Raw genomic sequence first — 21,092 nt, 5'->3', positions numbered from 1 at the left:
GCCATGACTCGCGGCAAATGGCTCGCGGCGCTGTGCCTGGTGCCCTTCGCGCTGTTCTTCATCATCTTCGAAATCGCCCCGCTGGTCTGGGTGATGATCAACAGCCTGCAATCGGAAGAGTCCGGCTGGGGCCTGGCCAACTTCAGCAAGATCTTCGGTTCGAAGTTCTATCGGCAGGCGATCCAGTACAGCCTGGAGATCAGTTTCTGGTCGAGCGTATTCGGCATCATCATCGCCGTGCTTGGTGCGTACTCCCTGCGCCGGGTCGATTCGAAGCTGCGCAACTTCGTCAATGCCTTCGCCAACATGACCAGCAATTTTGCCGGCGTGCCGCTGGCGTTCGCGTTCATCATCCTGCTCGGTTTCAACGGCAGCATCACCATCATGCTCAAACAGTCGGGGATCATTCAGGACTTCAATCTGTATTCGAAAACCGGCCTGATCATCCTCTACACCTACTTCCAGATCCCGCTCGGCGTGTTGCTGCTCTACCCGGCTTTCGACGCTCTGCGTGAAGACTGGCGCGAGTCCGCCGCACTGCTCGGCGCCAACGGCTGGCAGTTCTGGCGGCACATCGGCCTGCCGGTGTTGACCCCGGCGTTGCTCGGCACGTTCGTGATCCTGCTGGCCAACGCCCTCGGCGCCTACGCCACGGTTTATGCGCTGACCACCGGCAATTTCAACGTTCTGCCAATCCGTATTGCGGCGATGGTCTCCGGCGACATTTCCCTGGACCCGAACCTGGCCAGCGCCCTGGCTGTGGTGCTCGTGGCGCTGATGACCATTGTCACCGTCGTGCATCAATTGCTGTTGAAGAGGAGCTACCATGTCTCGCGCTGAATCCGGCCCGGCCGGCCTCTACCACCGCGTCGTGGTTTATCTGCTGTTCGCCATTCTGCTGTTGCCGCTGCTGGGCACGCTGGTCTATTCGATCGCCAGCAGTTGGTCGGCAACGATTCTGCCCAGCGGTTTCACCTTCAAGTGGTACATCCAGCTGTGGAGCGATCCGCGCTTTCTGCATGCATTCGGCCAGTCGCTGATTGTGTGTGTCGGCGCGCTGGTGCTGTCGGTGGTGCTGATCCTGCCGTTGCTGTTCGTCGTGCATTACTACTTTCCGAAACTCGATGCGCTGATGAACATCCTCATCCTGCTGCCCTTCGCGGTACCGCCGGTGGTGTCCTCGGTGGGGCTGTTGCAGCTCTACGGTTCCGGGCCGATGGCGATGGTCGGCACACCGTGGATTCTGATCGGCTGCTACTTCACCGTGGCGCTGCCGTTCATGTACCGCGCGATCACCAACAACCTGCAAGCGATCAACCTGCGCGACCTGATGGACGCCGCGCAACTGCTTGGCGCCAGCACTTTTCAAGCGGCGTTTCTGGTGGTGCTGCCGAATCTGCGCAAAGGCCTGATGGTGGCGCTGCTATTGTCGTTCTCGTTCCTCTTCGGTGAATTCGTGTTCGCCAACATCCTCGTCGGCACCCGCTACGAAACTCTGCAGGTGTACCTGAACAACATGCGTAACAGCAGCGGCCACTTCACCAGTGCGCTGGTCATTTCGTATTTCTTTTTCGTGCTGGTCCTGACCTGGATCGCCAACATCTTGAACAAGGACAAAAGCGAATGAGCTACGTCAGCGTCCAACACCTGCAGAAAAGTTATGCCGGCACCACGGTGTTCAGCGACATCGATTGCGAAATCAACAAAGGCGAGTTCGTCACCCTGCTCGGCCCGTCCGGGTGCGGCAAGTCGACTTTGCTGCGTTGCATCGCCGGGCTGACCCCGGTGGATGGCGGCAAGATTTTGCTCGATGGCGTCGACATCGTGCCGTTGAGTCCGCAGAAACGCGGTATCGGCATGGTCTTTCAGAGCTACGCGCTGTTCCCCAACATGACCGTCGAACAGAACGTCGCCTTCGGCCTGCGCATGCAAAAGGTCAACGCCGATGACAGCCACAAGCGGGTCTCTGAAGTGTTGAAACTGGTTGAACTGCACGACTTCGCCAGCCGCTATCCGCATCAACTGTCCGGTGGTCAGTGCCAGCGTGTCGCCCTCGCCCGATCGCTGGTCACCCGCCCGCGCTTGTTGCTGCTGGATGAGCCGCTGTCGGCGCTCGACGCACGAATTCGCAAACACCTGCGCGAACAGATTCGTCAGATCCAGCGCGAACTCGGCCTGACCACGATCTTCGTCACCCACGATCAGGAAGAAGCGCTGACCATGTCGGACCGGATTTTCCTGATGAATCAGGGAAAGATCGTCCAGAGCGGCGACGCCGAAACCCTCTACACCGCGCCGGTCGATGTGTTCGCCGCCGGCTTCATCGGCAACTACAACCTGCTCGACGCCGAGGCTGCGTCGAAGCTGTTGCAACGAACGATCAACCACCGCATCGCCATCCGCCCGGAAGCCATCGAACTGAGCCTTGACGGCGAACTCGACGCGCAGATCCGCAACCACAGCCTGCTCGGCAACGTCATTCGCTATCGCGTCGAAGCGCGCGGCGTGGAACTGGTGGTCGATGTGCTCAACCGCTCCGCCGCCGATCTGCATCCCGACGGACAGCGCCTGGCACTTTCCATCGATCCGACCGCCCTGTGCGAAGTAGCTTAAAAGCAGCTGCAAGCTTCGAGCTACAAGCTTCAAGTTGTAGACTGCGGTGCACCTGATTTTAATTCTTGCAGCTATTAGCTCGTAGCTTGCAGCTGTTCTCGGAGAGAACCCGATGGCTTTGGCAATTTTTGATCTGGACGAAACGTTGATCCACGGCGACTGCTCCTCGCTATGGAGTGAGCAGATGGTCCGCCTCGGCTGGGTCGATGGCGAGTCGTTCATGCAGCGCGACAAGGAACTGATGGATGCCTACGGCCGCGGACATCTGGCGATGGAAGACTATATGGCCTTCAGTCTCGAACCATTGATAGGCCGCACCCCTGAGGAAATCGAGCACTTGGTTGGCCCGTGGGTGGAAGATTTCATTGAGCCGATCATCTTCAGCGACGCGACCAAAACCATCGCCGCCCACCGCAAGGCCGGCGACCGGATTCTGGTGATTTCGGCATCCGGTGCGCACCTGGTTCGCCCGATCGCCGATCGTCTGGGCATCGACGAGATATTGGCCATCGAACTGGAAGTCGCCCATGGCGTGTATAGCGGCAACACCGTCGGCACCCTGACTTACCGCGAAGGCAAGATCACCCGCCTGCTGGAATGGCTGGATGCCGAAGAAGAAAACCTCGAAGGCGCGAGTTTTTATTCCGATTCGCGCAATGATCTGCCGTTGTTGCTTAAAGTGGACTTCCCGCACGTGGTCAATCCGGATCCGGTGCTGCTTGAGCACGCAGAAAAGGCCGGCTGGCCGATCCATCTCTGGAAATAAAAGCAAAAGATCGCAGCCTTCGGCAGCTCCTACTTTTGGAATGCGTGCCTCTGTAGGAGCTGCCGAAGGCTGCGATCTTTTGACCTTGTTTTGCTGTCAGCTCAAACCTTCATTGATCACCAACACCAACTTGCCCGCCACCGTATTGCTCGCCAGTTCGGCAAACGCTGCTTCGGCATCCTTCACCGCAAACGCTTTGGCCAATTGCGGACGCAAGCGGCCCTCGGCAAACAGCGGCCAGACATGCTGGCCCAGGTCACTGAGCAGATCCGCCTTGAACTGATCGCCACGACTGCGCAACGTTGAACCGAGCAGTTGCACACGCTTGGCCAACACCTGCGCCAGATCCAGTTTCGCCTCGCGCCCGCCCATCAAACCGATCAGCACCCAACGCCCGTCCAGCGCCATCAGCTTGAGGTTCAATGCTGAATAATTGCCGCCCACAGGATCGAGAATTACATCGAACGGCCCGAAGTCGCGCAGGCTCTCCAGATCATCGGTGCGCACCACGCCGCCCTGCGCACCCAGCGCTTCACAGTAAGCCAGGCGCTCGGCGGAACCGACGCTGACCCAGCACGGGTTACCGAAGGCTTTGCACAGCTGAATGGCGGCTGAACCGATGCCACTTGCGCCGGCGTGCAGGAGAATTTTCTCACCGGGCTTCAACGCTGCAAGTTGAAACACATTCAGCCAGACGGTGGCGTACACCTCGGGCAATGCCGCCGCCTCGATCAGCGAAACACCTTCGGGCACTGGCAGCACGTGCCGTCCGTCGACGACCACCTCTTCGGCCATGCCGCCCCCGGCCAGCAAGGCGCAAACCCGATCGCCGACTTGCCAGGACGAGCCCGCACCGACTTCGCTGATCACCCCGGAGCACTCAAGACCGAGCACGTGGCTGGCACCGGGGGGCGGCGGATAAAGCCCTGCCTTCTGTAATAAATCGGCTCGATTGAGGCCGGCTGCCGCCACCCGGATGCGGACTTGTCCTACATCGCAGGTAGGACTCGGCTCTTCAACCCATGCCACTTGACCTTCAACGCCTTGCAATGCCTTCACACTGCCTCCATAGTGAGTCTGGACTGAGCCCGAAGCTGTAGCGCCGGGCTTTTTGCATTATGCGACCGGCTCTCAAAGAACCGGCGACTTCAAAGACGGCCTAATATGCGTTATCAATTGTCCCCGCGTCGAATCAGCATGAAGCATCTGCTCCCCAGCACCGCCCTCGCTCTTTTCATCGGTATCGGCCTGTTGCCGGTGTCGGGCACCACATTCGCAGCCAACAGCTGGGACAAGTTGCAGCCTGATCGCGATGAAGTCATCGCCAGCCTGAACGTCGTCGAGTTGCTCAAGCGTCACCACTACAGCAAGCCGCCGCTCGACGATGCGCGCTCGGTGATCATCTACGACAGCTACATCAAGCTGCTCGACCCGTCGCGCAGCTATTTCATGGCCAGCGATATCGCCGAATTCGACAAGTGGAAGACGCAGTTCGACGACTTCCTCAAAAGCGGCGACCTCAACGCCGGGTTCACCATCTACAAGCGCTATCTGGACCGCGTCAAGGCGCGTCTGGACTTCGCCCTTGCCGAGCTGAACAAAGGCGTCGACAAGATGGACTTCAACACCAAGGAGACCTTGCTGATCGATCGCAAGGACGCGCCTTGGCTCAAGTCCACCGCAGAACTCGACGACCTGTGGCGCAAACGCGTCAAGGACGAAGTGCTGCGCCAGAAGATCGCCGGCAAAGACCCGAAGCAGATCCAGGAAACCCTGACCAAGCGCTACAAGAATCAGCTGGCGCGCCTCGACCAGACCCGTGCCGAGGACATCTTCCAGGCGTACATCAACACATTCGCCATGTCCTACGACCCGCACACCAACTATCTGTCGCCGGATAACGCGGAAAACTTCGACATCAACATGAGCCTGTCCCTCGAGGGCATTGGCGCCGTGTTGCAGAGCGACAACGATCAAGTGAAAGTCGTGCGTCTGGTGCCGGCAGGCCCGGCGGACAAGACCAAGCAGGTCGCTCCGGCCGACAAGATCATCGGCGTTGCCCAAGGCAACAAGGAAATGGTCGACGTGGTCGGCTGGCGTCTGGACGAAGTGGTCAAACTGATTCGTGGTCCGAAAGGCACCGTGGTGCGCCTGGAAGTGATCCCGGCGAGCAATGCGCCGAACGACCAGACCACCAAGATCGTGCCGATCACCCGTGAAGCGGTGAAGCTTGAAGACCAGGCCGTGAAGAAGTCGATCCTCAGCCTGAAACAGGACGGCAAGGACTACAAACTTGGCGTCATCGAGATCCCGGCCTTCTACCTTGACTTCAAGGCCTTCCGTGCCGGCGATCCGGACTACAAGAGCACCACTCGCGACGTCAAGAAGCTGCTGACCGAGCTGCAGAAGGACAAAGTCGACGGCGTGGTCATCGACCTGCGCAACAACGGCGGCGGCTCCCTGCAGGAAGCCACCGAACTGACCAGCCTGTTTATCGACAAAGGTCCGACCGTGCTGGTGCGTAATGCCGATGGCCGTGTCGACGTGCTGGAAGATGAAAACCCGGGCGCGTTCTACAAAGGCCCGATGGCGCTGCTGGTCAACCGCCTGTCCGCCTCGGCTTCGGAGATCTTCGCCGGCGCCATGCAGGACTACCACCGCGCGCTGATCATCGGTGGTCAGACCTTCGGCAAAGGCACCGTGCAGACGATTCAGCCGCTGAACCATGGCGAACTGAAACTGACCCTGGCCAAGTTCTACCGTGTCTCCGGGCAGAGCACCCAGCATCAGGGCGTGCTGCCGGACATCGACTACCCGTCGCTGATCGACACCAAGGAAATCGGTGAAAGCGCCCTGCCGGAAGCCATGCCGTGGGACACCATCCGCGCGGCGATCAAACCAGCGGCCGATCCGTTCAAGCCGTTCCTCGCCCAGCTGAAGTCCGAACATGACGCGCGCACCAACAAGGATGCCGAGTTCGTGTTCATCCGCGACAAGCTGGCCCTGGCGCAGAAACTGATGGAAGAAAAAACCGTCAGCCTCAACGAAGCCGATCGTCGCGCCCAGCACGCCGACATCGACGCCAAGCAACTGGCGATGGAGAACATCCGTCGCAAGGCCAAAGGCGAAGAACCGCTCAAAGAGCTGAAGAAAGAAGACGAAGACGCACTGGCCGCTGCCGAGCCGGACAAGGTCAAACCGGAAGACGATGCCTACCTGAGCGAAACCGGGCGCGTGCTGCTGGATTACCTGAAACTGAGCAATCAGGTGGCCAAAAAGTAAGTGATGGCAATTTAGTGCTGGCGATCCCCGGATCGTCATCAAACAGTCATCATTCTGTCGTGCAATAAAGGACCGGGAGCAAGCGCTCCCGGTCCTTTTTTTATCGCCAGAGACTGCCATGACCACGACCGAACAGCTGAGCGCGTTGAGCTCGATCCTGACTCAAAGCGGTTTACACAGCTTGTTCCAGCCGATCATCTGTCTTTCCGAACGCCGCATTCTCGGTTACGAAGCCCTGACCCGTGGGCCGTCCAACAGCCCTCTTCACTCGCCGATTGCCCTGTTCGCCGTGGCGCGACAGGCTGGACGATTGAGTGAACTGGAAATCGCCTGCCGACAAAGCGCCTGTCGCCGCTTCAATGAGCAGCAACTGCCGGGCAAGCTGTTCCTCAACGTCTCGCCGGAATCCTTGCTCGAAGCCGCGCACCAACCGGGACGCACTTTGCAATTGCTGCAAGACTTGGGCATTGCGCCGAGCCAGGTGGTCATCGAGCTCACCGAGCAAACCCCGATCGATGACTTCCAGTTGCTGCAAACCGCCCTGCATCATTACCGGGCGATGGGTTTTTCCATTGCGCTGGATGACTTGGGCGCAGGGTATTCGAGCCTGCGCCTGTGGTCGGAATTGCGTCCGGATTACGTGAAGATCGACCGGCACTTCATTGATGGCATTCATCAGGATGCGTTGAAAAGAGAGTTTGTCGGTTCGATTCTGCAAATTGCCAAGGCTTCCCGCGCGCAAGTGATTGCCGAGGGGATCGAGTTGCCGGAAGAACTCGCGGTGCTGACTGAAATGGGCGTCGACCTGGTGCAGGGCTACCTGCTCGGCCGCCCTCAGGAACATCCATCCCGCGACGCTCGCGCGATGATGCCCAAACACGACAGCAGCGCCGTCGCGCTGAATGACGAAGGCAGCGACCTCAGCGCCCTGCTCAACGACCAGCCCGCCGTGCAGCGTGATACACCTACCGCGACCGTGCTGGAAGCCTTTCGCCGCCAGGCCAACCTCAATTCGCTCGCGGTGCTCGACGAACAAGGCCAGCCCTGCGGCATCGTCCATCGCCACTCGCTGTCGGACGCACTGCTCAAACCGTTTGCCACCGATCTGTTCGCGCGCAAACCGATCAGCCGCCTGATGAACGATGACTTCCTCGCCGTGGAAATCAGCCAGTCACTCCAGCAAGTCAGCCGCCTGATCACCAGCCGCGCCCGCCAGCGCATCGAAGAAGACTTCATCATCACCCTCAACGGCAGTTACCTCGGCCTCGGCCGGGTGATCGATGTGCTCAAACTGATCACCGAACTGAAAATCCAACAGGCGCGCTACGCTAATCCGCTAACCCTGCTGCCCGGCAACGTGCCGATCCAGCAGTGCCTCACGCGCCTGCTGCAACAGGCCCGCGAGTCGATCATCTGCTACGTCGACATTGACAGTTTCAAACCCTTCAACGACATCTACGGCTACGGCCGTGGCGACGAAGTCCTGCTCTGCCTCGCCCAATGCCTCAACGAACGCATCGACCCCACCCGCGACTTCGTCGGCCACATCGGCGGCGACGACTTCCTCCTCGTCCTCGGCCCCGAAGACTGGCGCAAACGCCTCAACCAACTGCTCGACGACTTCCAAAGCCAATGCCGCCGCTTCTATCGGCCTGAACACCTTGAGGCAGGATGTTTTATTGCGCCGAATCGCCAGGGCGTGCGGCAGGAATTTGCGTTGTTGTCGTTATCGATTGGGGTGGTGCATCTGCGCCCTGAGGCTTGTGCAGCGCTTGATGCCAGCCAGCTTGCGGAGATGGCTTCGCAGGCTAAGCATCATGCGAAGGGGGTTGTGGGGTTTAGTGTGTATTTGTTGGATAGCCTAACGACCGAAGCCCTCCACCATTCGCAGTTGATGGGTCAACGGTGAACCTCAAACAATACGTACCTCTGTGAACGCGTCTCTGATCGATCTGAGAAAGGTAAACCAATAACTATTACTGAATCGTAGCAAATATCATGTTCGAACCCCACAACACACAAAACACGAACTTTTACTCTAAGCCTTCCAACTCCTCGATTGCGAGAGGATGTAATCTTTGGGCCGCTTTCATCATCCAAACTTTAGCTATCGCTGTGTCTTTCCGTACCCCAAGCAAGCCGTGTAAATATATCCTTCCAAGTTCATATTGGGCATTAGGCTCTTCCGCTTCAGCTGCCTCAGCAAATAGCTTAACTGCTATTTTTTTATCAACAGGTCCTCCTTCGCCATCTCGAAGCATTCTGGCCAAGCTAGTTTTTGCATATTTATTGCCTAGTGCATTAGCTTGGCTATACCAATACCTTGCCTTCGCATCACTCTGAGCTACACCTGCCCCTTTTTTATACATATCGGCCAACCTAACTTGAGCGTGGTGATCATCGTTTTCAGCTCCTTTCTTATTCCAATAAGCCTCTTTCGACACGTCTCTCTTCACCATCTGTCCTTTTCGATAAATCTGAGACAAAACAAAGAACGAACCTACGTGGCCTTGCGCCGCAGCCTTGAAGTACAAATCCATGGCCTCGCTATCACTCTTTGGAATATTCTTAGACATCGTCCAGCCGCGATCGTACATTTGTGCCAATCCAAATTGGGCATTAGCATTTCCTTGGTCTGCAGCCAATCGATACCAACCTAAAGCCTCCTCTTCATTTTTCGCATTCCACGTACTAACAAGCTTTTTAGCAAGTTCAGCTTGTGCAACCGCGTTGCCTTGGTGCGCAGCAGAGCGAAACCAATCAATGGAATACTTTCCTCCTAACTCGACAGCCTCACAAAGGTTTTTACTTGCAGCATATCCAAATGCCAACTGGCCATCTACGTTACCACTCATAGCAATTTTATAAAGCTTATCAATTGATGGATGACAATCACCCTGCTCAATTGATCTTAGAGGATCTTGAGATTCGCCCGCGATCACGGCGGTCACAAAATTCCAGAGAACTACACAAGTAAACACATTATTAATAACTGACAACCCAACCACAAAAAAATCCTTTTTATATTATAAATTCCAAAAACGCCCTCATTAGGAGCTTAAGCTTCCGAGCTCGCCCGAAGCAAATCATCTTTCCACTCTATGAGTACTGCATTATATATATCTTCAAAAAAAACTCTCGAATCATGAATTTCTGTTTCATCCCAAGCCAAATAAAAATTAGCATCCTCATCACTCTGAAATAATGAAGAAAAATCAAAACCTGGCGAACTCAGCGCCTTCCTTAGCACATCAAATAGCAGAAATTTGTGCCGATATGTCAAGCAATCAAATCTACGCAAAATATACTTATGAATGACACCCCTTCGTTCTTCTCGGTTATTGGGATTGTACTTCCACAACTCAGCACCGAGAGTTTCCTCTCGACCAAAAACGGAGATGCCGCCCAACCAATAATGCATAGTGGGTTCAAATGGTGTATTAAATTTTGGCCACATTAACATATCGCACTCTCTAATCTGGAAAAGCCGTGTAAGGTTTGCCACTCGCCTGATCGAATCGCACTTCTGAGAAATTCAAATCCTTTATAAACTTGGGATTTTCCTTGTCCTTTTTGTTTGGCTTGTACCCCCTCCCCCCTCTCGGCATTTCCTTTCTAATGACAGGATCACCATCTTTGGTATAGCCCGTAGGAATAGGAGTTTTTCGCTCCATTCTAGTTATCGCATCATTTATTGCATTCAGTTGCAGCAACCATGTTTTGAATTGCGAGCTAGGCCTTGTTGGTCCGTTCTGACCTTTTTTGGTTGGATGACTACCGTCAATTGATCTCTGTTTCAGGGCTTTATCTGAAATCTCTGGGTTATGCTTCGCAACGGTATGCATATTGTGTTTTTTCTCCAGTTTCAAGACTTCTCGCTTCGCATTCGCCTCCGCCAACTCATCAATCCTCGCCCGTCGTTCCTGCGCCGTCATCTTCGGCAGCGCAGGTTCACCCTCATCCACTTTAGCCCCATCAATCGCCCCCGGCACCGCACACCCAGGCTTATTCGGCGGCGGGCAATTGGACGTCAACCCCAACGGATCCACCCACCCCGTCGGATTCGGTACGTACTGGTACTGATTCAACCCACCCGCGAGCTTCACCGGGTCCGGCGTCAGATACCGTCCCAACCTCGGGTCGTAATACCGATGCCGGTTGTAGTGCAGGCCGCTTTCCGCATCGAAATACTGCCCCTGAAAGCGCAGCGGTTGATCCAGGTAGTCTTCGCCGGCCAGGGTCACAGCGGCGACTTTGCCGTAGGCGTCGTATTGCGCGGACCAGACGATTTCGCCGCTGTAGTCGGTGAGTTCCTGTGGGGTGCCGAGGTGGTCGAGTTGGTAGTAGAAGGGGCAGGCCTTTTTCGGGCCTTTGCCGTCGAGCATCGCGAGTGGGCGGAAGGTGCCGGGTTCGTAGAGGAAGCTGCGGTATTGGCTGGTGCTGCTTTCGGCGACGAGGTGTTCGCCTTGCCAGAAGAATTCGGTGACGGCGCCGTCGACGGTTTTGCGGATGCGCCGGCCGAAGGCGTCGTAGTGATAAGTGGCGGTCTGGCCGTCGGGGCGGGTCAGGCCGATCAGGCGGTGCTGGCAGTCGTAGCGGTACTCGGTGACCAGGGTCTGGCCGTGGCCACGGCGTTCGCGGATCAGGTTGCCGAAGGCGTCGTAGTCGTAATGGCGGTCGCCCTGCATCAGCAGGCGATTGCCTTTGATCTGGGCGGGACCGGGGCGGTCCTGCATCAGCAGGTTGCCGGCCGGGTCGTGGGCGAAGGATTCGGGCAGTTCGTCGCGCGAGTGGCGTACGCGGATCAACCGGTCGAGGGCGTCGTAGCCGTAGGTGCGCTGACCGTGGCGGCTGTCGGCGATGTGCTCAAGATTGCCGTTGGCGCTGTAGGCATAATCGCGGCGGTACAGCGAGGCGTGGCGATGACCTACAGCATGGGCGAGCAAGCGGCCCTGATCGTCGTAGGCATATTCGCTGAGCAGCAGACCCTGCTGGCGTTGCTGCTCGCGACCGGACTGGTAGACGTGGCGCGTGAGCGGCGTGCCGTTGAGGTCGATGGCCGACAGCGCACCGCCCTTGGCGTAGTGATAATCGAGCTTGCTGTTGTCCGGCAGGCGCAGGCGTTTGAGCTGACCGCAGGCGTCATAGGCGTAGCGCAGAGTGCCCCAGCCCTGATGCTCGGTGATCAAGCGATCCTGACGGTCATACTCGAAGGCCAGCGGATGGTTCTGGCCGTCATCGACACCGATCAATCGGCCGAGGCGGTCGTAGTCGTAGCGGACTTTGATCCCATCGGCCAGGGTTTTGACTCGCAACCTTCCAGCCGCGTCGCGCTCGTACCGGGTGACCAGCGATAAACCCTGCTCGCCGAACTCGGTCTTTTCCAGCAAATGACCATTGAGGTCGTAGACGTAAGCCGTGCGCCGCCCATCAAACCCGGTTTCCTGTCGGATCAATCCGGTCGGCGTGTAATCCAGTCGGTATTTTTCGCCCGACTCGTTTTCAATCTCGGTCAGCAACAACCGCGCATGGTCATAGCGATACTGCACGCGGGTGCCGTCGGGGTTGATCCGCCGCGAGACTAGGTGCAGATCATCGTCATATTCATAGCGGGTGATGCGCCCGAGCTCGTCGCGTTCGGCGGTGATCTGGCCGTAGGCGCCGTAGCTGTAGGCGCGCGTGCTGCCCGTAGGAGAAGTCGTCAGGATCAGTCGGCCAGCCGCGTCCCACTGCTGACGGCTGACAACACCAAATTCGTCCTGAGTGGTAATCCGCCGGCCCAGCGCATCGTAGGAAAAGCGCCGCACGCCGCCATCGGGCAGGGTTTCTTCGATGAGCTGGCCGAGCTCGTTCCACACCCAGCGGTGGCGGCTGCTGTCCGGATAACGCAGCGACAGCAATTGCCCGCGCAGGTTGTAGTAGTAATGCGTGACCTGGCCGTCGGGATCGACCGCTTCGGTAACGGCGCCTTCAGCGTTGCGCCGGTAGATCCACACCGCCTCACCACGGCAACGCTTGTAGAGAAACCCGTTGCGGTACTCGTAGGACGTTGGTGCATCGTCCGGCGGAATCAGCGCGATCAGCCGTCCGACTTCGTCGTAGCGATATTCGGTGACCGCGCCCAATGCATCCTGCTCGGCGATCAAGCGCCCCTGCTGGTCATAGGCCTTGAGCTGCTCGCCGCCATCGGCCGCGACCTGCCGCACCAGTCGCGCGCGCTCGTCGTGGACGTAGACTTCTTCAGTGCCGTCGACGTAATGCACGGTCACGCTGGCGTTGTCATCGTTCCAGACGTAACGGGTGTTCATCTGCGAGAACGACGCCCAGTGCCTCACGCAGCGCGCCGCTTTGCCCTCGCGCTGCCACTCCCAGAAGAAGCTCGCGCCGCCGGTCAGCTGGCGCTGGAGGATGACGTGGTGATCGTCGTAGTCGTAGCGTTCGCTGTCGCCGACCGCGTTGGTCGCGACCAGCAGGCATTGCCGGGCATCGAAGCTGTAGGTGGCAAGATTTTGCTCGGTGGTCCACTCGCCCTGAACTAAAACTTGGTAATCGACCGCCACCAGTTGCGTGCGGTCATAACGCAACAGCAATGAGCGGCCGGCGCCATTGTCCAGACGCTGTATGCGGTCGGAGCGATCGCGTTGCAGGGTCAGACGATTGCCGTAGACATCGCTGATTGCGGTCAGCCGGCCAGCGCGAAAGTGGTAAAACCGCGCGCTGTCACCGGCCAACGCGAGAATCAGTTCTTCCGGTTCATCGCCGAGAAAGATCGCCGCCCGCGACAGGCTGTTGTGAATCGCCGGGCGCGCGACATTGGGCAAGGGAAAACGGGTGCGGCGGTTTTCGTGATCGATCCAGATCACGCCATCGCCGTCGAAGGCCAGCCGATGGGCGAGCGTATGGCTCCAGCCGAAACCCAGGCCGATGTCGATCTCGACCGCGCTGCTGCGGTACAAGCGGGTGAACTCGAACGGCAGCACGCCGTCGAGCACGGCGTCGGTCAGGGTCAGCAGTTCTTCGCCGGTGACCATCGACACCGGGCAGCCGTTCTTGCAGGTGTTGGGTACGCAATCGGCGGCATCGCCGTTGGGGTTTTTTGCCTGGTCGGGGACGTCGTCGTGGGGCTCGTCTTTCTTCAACATGGCGTTGCGCTTGGCATCCCAGCGCAATTGCATCCGGCCGTTTTTCACCCCGGCGGCAATGCCTCGCGCGGCAACGGCTTTGTAACGATCGACGTATTCAATAAACGTGCTGACGATGCCAAACAGCGCTTTGACCAGACGCTTGGCAACGCTGAACAACTGGGCTGCACGATCGGCCAGACGTAGCGTCAGATAAGCGATCCCCGCCCCCGCTCCGACAAACGTCAGCACCACGCTGATCAACACATCGATGATCAGTTGCACGATCATCATCGACGCCACTTCAGCGGACTTGCCGGCAATCGCGCTGGGCGGCAGCATGTCCAGCCACAGACTCGCCGACCGTAGCAGCAAGCACATCGCCGCTTCGTCACTGACCAGCAACTGCAGCTTTTCCATGAGATCCGGAGCGGTCTGTGCCAGCTCGATCAGCTCAGCCGCGCCACTGCCCAAACGCTCGGCAAACTTGCCGGGGTCCTGAAGAATTTCCGAGAGCAGACCGAGGCTGTCCCATACCCCCTCGATGGCCGCCCAACTGCCGGCGAGCATGCCGTTGCTGGCTGCGGTTGCCACCGACTGTGACCACTGCGGCTTGAAACCCTGCCACTCGCTACGCAGCCAGCGCTCAAGTTCGCCGGTCAAACCGTCATAGGATTTGAACAGCTCGTCGACTTGACTGGAGGTGACAGCGCTGTGGACCAGAACGCGGTATAACTTGCCCTCTTCGCCTCTGAATTCAGCCTTGCCCTGCTGATCAAGGGTGACCGGACTGGTCTTGCCGCTATCCACGTCGACCACATCGACGGAAATGTTGCCCAGCGGGATGTCGTAGACCGATTCGAACTTGCTCTCGATTTGCATCAGCCCGCCGTGCGGGCACTGGAAGACGCTGGAGGAAAATTCGTCGTCGCTGCTGCTGACCGACGTACTGCTATCGCCGAAGCGGATGATCCGCTCCATACCCACCAGCGACGGCAGGTCTGCTGCCTCGCTGATCTGGTCCGCCCTGCGACTGAACCAGTGATCAAGCTGTTTGCGGTAGAGGCTGAGCGTTTGCGGAAAGCTGTCGAGTTCCTGCTCGATGCGCGCGATGGCTTCCATCAACACACGCGAGCAAACAAGGTGGACTGAAAAACGGGCTGAAGCATGAGCGGTCCCTCGCGCAAGAAATTAGTCGCGGGAACTGTGCGGGGGATCAAAGAGGAAAGAAGTCAGGCGAGTAGGCAAAGGATGTAGGACTAATCTGCAATCCAGCATCAAGCGAAAAACGTGCAGGCAGAAACGTAAACGCGGCGTGAGGAAAACCTCACGCCGCGTTTACTTAGAAGACATACATGGAATTACTGCGTTGAATCACCAGCCCTCAGCTGCTGCAGCTTCAGCTCGGCCAACGGGTGGCCGGCTTTGGCAGCCATGCTCCACCAACGAGCGGCTTCAGCGGGATCCGGCGCCTTGCTCGGGGTACCGGCGAGGCTGATCACGCCGACTTGATACGCCGCTTTACCGTCGCCGGCCAACGCCGCCAGACGCAGCAGACGCACGCCTTCTTCACGCGCGCCTAGCCCGACGCCGCGAAAAGTCAGAATGTGCCCATAAAAGCTTTGAGCATCGACATCGCCGAGGTTGGCCATGCGCGCAAACTGGCCTTCAAGCCAGCCCCAGCCACGCGGCTGGCGAACGAACCACGACCAATGAAAAAGCCGGCGGGCCAGCCAATAACCGGCCCGCGCCTTGAGCCGCAGAAACACTCAGGCCTCCGCCGATTCCGGGTATTCGTATTCGAAGACCCGCACCACTTCCGACGCATGCCAGGACGCCGCCGCAACGCCATCCGAAGGCCCGGAAAAACGCCCCAGACGCTCGACACATTCAAAGAACCCGGTACGCGGCAAACGACTCGCGCCCTGGCTGATGACCAGCGAACTGCGCAACGGCTGCTCGGCTTTGGCATCCAGTGCGGCCAGATGCTCCAGCGCAGCCGTCAGTGTCTGCATCGCCGGTGTCGGCAGCTGCAAACGCTCAAGCAAGGCTCGATAGGTCAGAAGATGGCGCTGACGGCGCGCCTGGTCCAGTTCCCCCAGCAATCCGTCCCAATGTTGACGGCTGATGCGTACGCTCACGATTCGTCCCTCCAACCCGGCACCGTCAGTTCCCAGGCCAGGCTGCGGCGAATCGCGGCGTCGGGCTGACGCTCACCACTTTCGATCATGGCCAGGTAAGACGGGCTGATGCCTACCGTGCGGGCCAGCGCCTCGATGGCGATGCCCTTCCCTTCGCGCAAACTGCGTAATTGATCCAGACCCGGAAGAATCGGCTCCGGCGAAGTGGCGAGCGGCGCTGCTGGCTGCTGCGCCGGTGTTGCGTTGATCCCTGCTGCTTTCAGTAAAGCCTGATATTGAGCCCACGGCAGAACCGCGTATTCGGGTTCGCCATCGCGTGCAATTATCTGAATATCCATGACTACCCCGTAGGACAACACCACTTAGCGAGTCGGCACTTTTCCCTAGAAGTGTAATCCTAACAGCGGCTAAGGTCGCGAGTGGTATCTATCTGTAGGCAGTCTTGGTCAATCAGGTTTTTTTCGGGCCTTGCAGCTGCAATTGTTCAGGGGTATCAGGGAGGCGTTCAACCACCGCCAGCTTTTCGGGCTGCTGGCGTTTGCGCCACAGGCGAAAGGCGTTGAGCTCGTCATCGAGGGTTTTCATCAGCCAGGCGAGGACAGCGATGTCATCGAGCATGCCGAACATGGGAATGAAATCCGGAATGGCATCGACCGGGCTGAGGAAATACATCAGGCCCGCCACCACCGAAATCAGCGACTTGGCACTGATCGCGCGATACTCGCCACGCCAGTAGGCCAGGCATAACGACTGCAGCAAGCGCAGATCATCCTTGAGTTTGCCCAAGCGATTGCCTTGCGCGGCGCCTTTGCTGGCCACGGCAAACAACAGGGTCGGCAGACGTCCACGGGCCAGCAGACGACCGGCCAACGGCAGGAATCGAGCGAAATTCCACGGAGCTTTCATCTATTCTTCCCGTTGAAATGTTATCCACACAAATTGTGGATAACCTTGTGAACAGAGCTGCATTTGAGCGCTGAGAACCCCGTTTCATAAGGGCTGCGCTCAGATCGGGCGTTTTTTACTCACATAAAAAAGCCCAAGATTTCATTGACTTGGCGGCTCAGGGCGTCTAGCGCGGGCAGCCTCAAAGCTATGACTGTGCTGATCGCTGTCAGTTCGCTCTGTTTACCTTCCCTGACCTGCAGATGCAACAACGCCTCGCATGTGCGAGGCGTTGTTTTCGAGCCGTTGCGTGTTACTTGGCAGCGGCGTCTTCTTTGGCTGGATCCTTGATGGCCAGCAGCTCCAGGTCGAAAACCAGAACCGAGTTGGCCGGGATTGCCGGGCTTGGCGACTGAGCGCCGTAAGCCAGATCGCTAGGGATGTACAGTTTGTACTTCTCGCCAACGTGCATCAGTTGCAGACCTTCAACCCAACCCGGGATCACGCCACTGACTGGCAGATCGATCGGGCTGCCGCGCTCGACGGAGCTGTCGAACACGGTGCCGTTGGTCAGCTTGCCGGTGTAGTGAACAGTGACGACGTCGGTCGGCTTAGGCTGTGGGCCATCGGCTTTCTTCACTACTTCGTACTGCAGGCCCGAAGCGGTGGTGGTGACACCGGCTTTCTTGCCGTTTTCTTCGAGGAATTTCTTGCCGGCGGCTGCCGACTCTTCGCTCATCTTGGCCATGCGCTCTTCAGCACGCTTTTGCAGCGAGGCGAAGGCTTCGACCAGTTCTTCATCTTTCAGCTTCTGTTCTTTCTTGCCAACGGCATCTTCGATGCCCTGGGCTACCGCTTTGGAGTCCAGATCATCCATGCCTTCCTGGGCAAGGCTTTTGCCCATGTTCAGGCCGATGCCGTAGGAAGCTTTTTGCGCCGGGGTTTTCAGCTCTACGCTGGTCTGCGAGTCACAACCCGCGAGTACCAGGCTAACCAGGGCTACCGCCGCCGCCAACCGATGCTGTTTCATGCTATTTCCTTGTTCATGCGCCGAATGGGCAATCGAGTAAAGCCGCGAGCTTATCAGGCCGCCACGACCAATGGCTACCGGCATGAGAGCAGGAATCTTCCGATAAGTTCAGGGATTAAAACGCATTTGGACGATGGCTGGATGAAGCTTCTGTCATTCACGGACGACAAGGCTCGTCGGCTCCTGACTCAGTATCTGGCGTAATGGCCACTTGCCCAGCCAGCGCCGCTCAGGCATAACAGCGCAACAATTCGACAAGGATGTTCAACTTGCGCCTCTTCTCCCGCATTCTCGCTCTGCTGATCGTGCTGGCGGTAATCGTCCTCGCAGTGATCGTCTATTACGTCGCCAATCCGAAATTGCCCTTCTACACCCCGCCGCAACAGGTACGTTACCTGGATCAATGGAGCGAAGAGCAACGGCAGACCTACTACTTCACGCCCCAAGGTACGCAAGTCAAAGGCCTGCGTTACGAGTGGTTCCAGGCATTGGAATTGCCCTTCTCCGAGCAGCGCTTCGCCTCCCCTGAATATCTCGCCCGTTTCGGCTTCCTGGTCGACCCGCGGCAGAAAGCGAGCGCGAACAACCCCGGCAACCTCCCCGTCGGTTTTGCCCGGCACCAGAATCCCGGCAATGTCTCGGAGCATTATCTGGACATCACCTGCGCCGCTTGCCACACCGGCGAGTTGCGCTTCAAAGGCCAGGCCGTGCGCATTGATGGCGGCACCGCACAGCACGTGTTGCCTTCCAGCGTTCCTACATTGCGCGGTGGCAGTTTCGGACAGGCCCTGGTCGCCAGTCTCGCCTCGACTTACTACAACCCATGGAAGTTTGAGCGCTTCGCCCGTCAGGTACTCGGAGATGATTACGAAGCGCGCCGCGAACAATTGCGCAAGGAGTTCAAGACCTCGCTGAACACCTTCGTCAAAGTAGCCTGGAACGACACCCATCGCGGCCTCTATCCGACCGAAGAAGGCCCGGGCCGCACCGACGCGTTCGGCCGAATAGCCAACGCCACGTTCGGTGATGCGATTTCCCCTGCCAACTACCGAGTGGCCGATGCCCCGGTGGACTACCCGCAGCTATGGGACATGTGGACGTTCGATTGGGTGCAATGGAACGGCTCTGCCCAGCAGCCGATGGCGCGTAATATCGGCGAGGCGCTCGGCGTCGGTGCCACGCTGAATTTCTTCGACGCCAACGGTCAGCCGCTGCAAGGCGCTGCGCGCTATCCCTCCAGCGTGCGCGTGCGCGATCTGCACGCCATCGAAGAAACCTTGCAGCAGCTGAAGCCGCCGACCTGGCCGGAAGATCTGTTCGGTGCGATCGACAAGCCGCTGGCCGCCAGAGGCCGCGCGCTGTTCGCGGAAAACTGCGCCGGCTGCCATGTCCCGCGCCAATCGCAGGAAGGCGAACGCTGGGTGCAGCACTTGCACATGATTCCCGTGGAGGTGATCGGCACCGATCCGAATGCGGCCAACAACATTGCCAGTCACCGTTTCGACCTGAGCGCACTGCAATGGGATGTCAATGAGCTGGAAAAGATGGACGTCAAACTGCACCCCGAACCCAAGGAGCCGCTTGATCTGAGCCAAATGTCGGTGGCCAAGGGCCTGGCTTACGTCACCGCGTTCGTGGAAAACCGTGCCTATCGCGACGCGCAGATCACGCCGGAAGAAAAACCGCGCATGGATGGTTTCGGCCTGCCGATCGGCGTGCGCGAGAAAGTGGCTTACAAGGCCCGACCGCTGGCTGGCGTGTGGGCGACTGCGCCGTTTCTGCACAACGGTTCGGTGCCGAGCATCTATCAGTTGCTGTCACCGCAGGATGAGCGCGCCACTACTTTCTATAAAGGCACGCTCGAATACGATCCGCGCCACCTCGGCTATCGCACCGAGCCTTTCACCAACGGTTTTCTGTTCGACACGCGCATCAGCGGCAACCGCAACAGCGGCCACGAATTCCGCGCCGGCGCTCGCGGCAACGGGGTGATCGGCCGACTCTTGCAACCCGAGGAGCGCTGGGCGCTGCTCGAATACCTGAAAGTATTGGGCGGTCCACTGGAGGCGCAGTTGCCATGATCATGCCGACATTCAAAAAAGAACTGCCGCCACTCGCGCGTTTCTGGCTGTGGTTGGGGCGTTTGCTTGGCAAGACGCTGCTGATCCTGCTGGTCATCGCAATGCTCGGCTGGGCCATCGCCGCCGCGTGGTTCGCTTGGCAGCATCGTGGGCCGGTGTCGGCGCAGGAACAGATTCCAGCAGGCGAAGCGGCGATGACCCAGGACGTCATCCAAACCGCAGTGCGCATCGTCGACCAGCACCGCGAACCCACGCGTTATCTGCGCGATGCTCACGCCAAGGCGCATGGCTGCGTGAAGGCGCAAGTGCAGGTGTTACCGGAACTGGCGCAATCGCTGCGACAGGGTGTGTTCAGCGAGCCGGGCAAGACCTGGCAGGCGCTGATCCGGTTGTCCAACGGCAATGCCTATCCGCAATTCGACAGCATTCGCGACGCGCGAGGGATGGCAATCAAGCTGTTCGAGGTTCCTGGCAAGCAACTGCTCGGCAATCGCCAGGAGCAGCATGAACAGGATTTCGTGATGTTCAGCCATCCGAATTTCTTTGTCAGCAATGTCGCCGAGTACCGTCAGAATGTGGCGGCGCAGGCTGACGGCAAGAAGGTCATGGCGTTTTTTCCGACATGGGATCCGCGCACCTGGCAGGTCCGCCATCTGTTTATCGCCTTGGCCACTCTGTCACCGCCGCCGGACAGTCCGACCGAGACTACATATTTCTCGGTATCGCCCTACAAGTTCGGTGAGGCCAATGCGAAATTCCGCGTCGTGCCGGATCCGGAGCGTTGCCCGGCGTATACGCTGCCCAAACAGAATCACGACTTGCCGAATTTCCTGCGCAGTGCACTGAATCAACAGTTGTCGACGGATCGGGTGCCGGCGTGCTTCGCCTTGCAGATCCAGCGCCAGGACGCGAACAAATACATGCCGATCGAGGACACGAGCATTGAGTGGCGTGAGCAGGATGCACCGTTTGAAACCGTGGCGCGGATCACCCTGCCCGCGCAGGACTTCGACACGCCGGCGCTGAATCTGCAATGCGACAACCTGTCGTTCAACCCGTGGTTCGGCATCGAGGCGCATCGGCCGATTGGCGGGATCAATCGCTTGCGCAAGGCAGTGTACGAGGCGGTGAGCGATTATCGGCATGCCCGCAATGCGGTGCAGTAGCGCGGCG

At 58.5% G+C, this 21,092-nt stretch carries 17 protein-coding genes; 8 read left to right on the top strand and 9 right to left on the bottom strand.

Going from position 1 to position 21,092, the window contains the following annotated elements:
* Positions 1–3 precede the first annotated feature (3 nt).
* The 4 genes from HU724_RS09125 to HU724_RS09110 all read left to right on the top strand — a co-directional run bounded on the left by HU724_RS09125 (position 4) and on the right by HU724_RS09110 (position 3,379).
* The gene (locus tag HU724_RS09125) at positions 4–840 is read left to right on the top strand and encodes an ABC transporter permease (protein WP_186566070.1); all 837 of its coding nucleotides are present in this window, start codon (positions 4–6) and stop codon (positions 838–840) included.
* Positions 827–1,627, top strand: a complete 801-nt coding sequence (locus HU724_RS09120) for an ABC transporter permease (protein WP_016773742.1) — start codon at positions 827–829, stop codon at positions 1,625–1,627. Before HU724_RS09125 ends, HU724_RS09120 begins: the two co-directional genes overlap by 14 nt.
* Positions 1,624–2,613 (top strand): ABC transporter ATP-binding protein, encoded by a 990-nt coding sequence (locus HU724_RS09115; protein ID WP_186565867.1) that lies wholly within the window; start codon positions 1,624–1,626, stop codon positions 2,611–2,613. The genes HU724_RS09120 and HU724_RS09115 overlap by 4 nt, the downstream gene beginning before the upstream one ends.
* 112 nt (positions 2,614–2,725) lie before the next feature.
* Positions 2,726–3,379, top strand: coding sequence for an HAD family hydrolase (locus HU724_RS09110; protein ID WP_016773740.1), 654 nt, complete (start codon positions 2,726–2,728; stop codon positions 3,377–3,379).
* Positions 3,380–3,475: 96 nt separating this feature from the next.
* Here HU724_RS09110 and HU724_RS09105 read toward each other — a convergent pair whose 3' ends face one another.
* Positions 3,476–4,438 (bottom strand): zinc-binding dehydrogenase, encoded by a 963-nt coding sequence (locus HU724_RS09105; RefSeq protein ID WP_133340149.1) that lies wholly within the window; start codon positions 4,436–4,438, stop codon positions 3,476–3,478.
* Between the two features lie 138 nt (positions 4,439–4,576).
* Here HU724_RS09105 and HU724_RS09100 point away from each other — a divergent pair, with 138 nt between their 5' ends.
* On the top strand, positions 4,577–6,661 hold the full coding sequence (locus tag HU724_RS09100) for a carboxy terminal-processing peptidase (protein WP_162999827.1): 2,085 nt from the start codon (positions 4,577–4,579) through the stop codon (positions 6,659–6,661).
* 118 nt (positions 6,662–6,779) lie between these two features.
* The gene (locus tag HU724_RS09095; protein ID WP_186565869.1) at positions 6,780–8,570 is read left to right on the top strand and encodes a bifunctional diguanylate cyclase/phosphodiesterase; all 1,791 of its coding nucleotides are present in this window, start codon (positions 6,780–6,782) and stop codon (positions 8,568–8,570) included.
* Positions 8,571–8,694: 124 nt separating this feature from the next.
* On the opposite strand, the gene HU724_RS09090 is transcribed toward HU724_RS09095, so the two are convergent.
* The 8 genes from HU724_RS09090 to bamJ form a co-directional block, all read right to left on the bottom strand.
* Positions 8,695–9,612, bottom strand: a complete 918-nt coding sequence (locus HU724_RS09090; RefSeq protein WP_186565871.1) for a tetratricopeptide repeat protein — start codon at positions 9,610–9,612, stop codon at positions 8,695–8,697.
* Between the two features lie 107 nt (positions 9,613–9,719).
* Entirely contained in the window at positions 9,720–10,082 is a 363-nt protein-coding gene (locus HU724_RS09085; RefSeq protein WP_225927674.1) for a hypothetical protein, read from the bottom strand.
* A gap of 52 nt (positions 10,083–10,134) precedes the next feature.
* Positions 10,135–14,904 carry an RHS repeat-associated core domain-containing protein gene (locus tag HU724_RS09080; RefSeq protein ID WP_186565875.1) on the bottom strand — a complete coding sequence of 1,590 codons (4,770 nt, stop codon included), beginning with the start codon at positions 14,902–14,904 and terminating at the stop codon, positions 10,135–10,137.
* 239 nt (positions 14,905–15,143) lie between these two features.
* Complete coding sequence (locus HU724_RS09075; protein WP_186565877.1) at positions 15,144–15,551, bottom strand: SEL1-like repeat protein; 408 nt, start codon at positions 15,549–15,551, stop codon at positions 15,144–15,146.
* Positions 15,552–15,923 (bottom strand): hypothetical protein, encoded by a 372-nt coding sequence (locus HU724_RS09070; protein ID WP_003223109.1) that lies wholly within the window; start codon positions 15,921–15,923, stop codon positions 15,552–15,554.
* Positions 15,920–16,261, bottom strand: a complete 342-nt coding sequence (locus HU724_RS09065; protein ID WP_076566752.1) for a helix-turn-helix domain-containing protein — start codon at positions 16,259–16,261, stop codon at positions 15,920–15,922. Before HU724_RS09065 ends, HU724_RS09070 begins: the two co-directional genes overlap by 4 nt.
* A 112-nt stretch (positions 16,262–16,373) precedes the next feature.
* Positions 16,374–16,829, bottom strand: coding sequence for a YkvA family protein (locus tag HU724_RS09060; RefSeq protein ID WP_073472643.1), 456 nt, complete (start codon positions 16,827–16,829; stop codon positions 16,374–16,376).
* Positions 16,830–17,121: 292 nt separating this feature from the next.
* Positions 17,122–17,838 (bottom strand): BamJ family beta-barrel-assembly machinery protein, encoded by a 717-nt coding sequence (gene bamJ / locus HU724_RS09055; protein WP_016773732.1) that lies wholly within the window; start codon positions 17,836–17,838, stop codon positions 17,122–17,124.
* 269 nt (positions 17,839–18,107) lie between these two features.
* Between bamJ and HU724_RS09050 the strand changes: the two genes are divergently transcribed.
* Together HU724_RS09050 and HU724_RS09045 are read left to right on the top strand one after the other, a co-directional pair.
* Complete coding sequence (locus HU724_RS09050) at positions 18,108–19,919, top strand: di-heme-cytochrome C peroxidase (protein ID WP_186565879.1); 1,812 nt, start codon at positions 18,108–18,110, stop codon at positions 19,917–19,919.
* A complete protein-coding gene (locus HU724_RS09045; protein ID WP_186565881.1) occupies positions 19,916–21,085 on the top strand; it encodes a catalase family protein in 1,170 nt (389 codons plus the stop codon). The genes HU724_RS09050 and HU724_RS09045 overlap by 4 nt, the downstream gene beginning before the upstream one ends.
* Positions 21,086–21,092 lie beyond the last annotated feature (7 nt).

Origin of the sequence: Pseudomonas iranensis (assembly GCF_014268585.2) — a bacterium.
In the GTDB taxonomy this organism is placed as follows: domain Bacteria; phylum Pseudomonadota; class Gammaproteobacteria; order Pseudomonadales; family Pseudomonadaceae; genus Aquipseudomonas; species Aquipseudomonas iranensis.
The sequence above is the reverse complement of the archived record's forward strand: the minus strand, read 5'-3'. Positions and strand labels throughout refer to the sequence as shown.

Coding starts and splice junctions, on each gene's coding strand:
- HU724_RS09125 (WP_186566070.1), top strand. CDS start 4: ATGACTCGCGGCAAATGGCTCGCGGCGCTGTGCCTGGTGCCCTTCGCG.
- HU724_RS09120 (WP_016773742.1), top strand. CDS start 827: ATGTCTCGCGCTGAATCCGGCCCGGCCGGCCTCTACCACCGCGTCGTG.
- HU724_RS09115 (WP_186565867.1), top strand. CDS start 1,624: ATGAGCTACGTCAGCGTCCAACACCTGCAGAAAAGTTATGCCGGCACC.
- HU724_RS09110 (WP_016773740.1), top strand. CDS start 2,726: ATGGCTTTGGCAATTTTTGATCTGGACGAAACGTTGATCCACGGCGAC.
- HU724_RS09100 (WP_162999827.1), top strand. CDS start 4,577: ATGAAGCATCTGCTCCCCAGCACCGCCCTCGCTCTTTTCATCGGTATC.
- HU724_RS09095 (WP_186565869.1), top strand. CDS start 6,780: ATGACCACGACCGAACAGCTGAGCGCGTTGAGCTCGATCCTGACTCAA.
- HU724_RS09085 (WP_225927674.1), bottom strand. CDS start 10,082: ATGCATTATTGGTTGGGCGGCATCTCCGTTTTTGGTCGAGAGGAAACT.
- HU724_RS09080 (WP_186565875.1), bottom strand. CDS start 14,904: ATGGAAGCCATCGCGCGCATCGAGCAGGAACTCGACAGCTTTCCGCAA.
- HU724_RS09065 (WP_076566752.1), bottom strand. CDS start 16,261: ATGGATATTCAGATAATTGCACGCGATGGCGAACCCGAATACGCGGTT.
- HU724_RS09060 (WP_073472643.1), bottom strand. CDS start 16,829: ATGAAAGCTCCGTGGAATTTCGCTCGATTCCTGCCGTTGGCCGGTCGT.
- bamJ (WP_016773732.1), bottom strand. CDS start 17,838: ATGAAACAGCATCGGTTGGCGGCGGCGGTAGCCCTGGTTAGCCTGGTA.
- HU724_RS09045 (WP_186565881.1), top strand. CDS start 19,916: ATGATCATGCCGACATTCAAAAAAGAACTGCCGCCACTCGCGCGTTTC.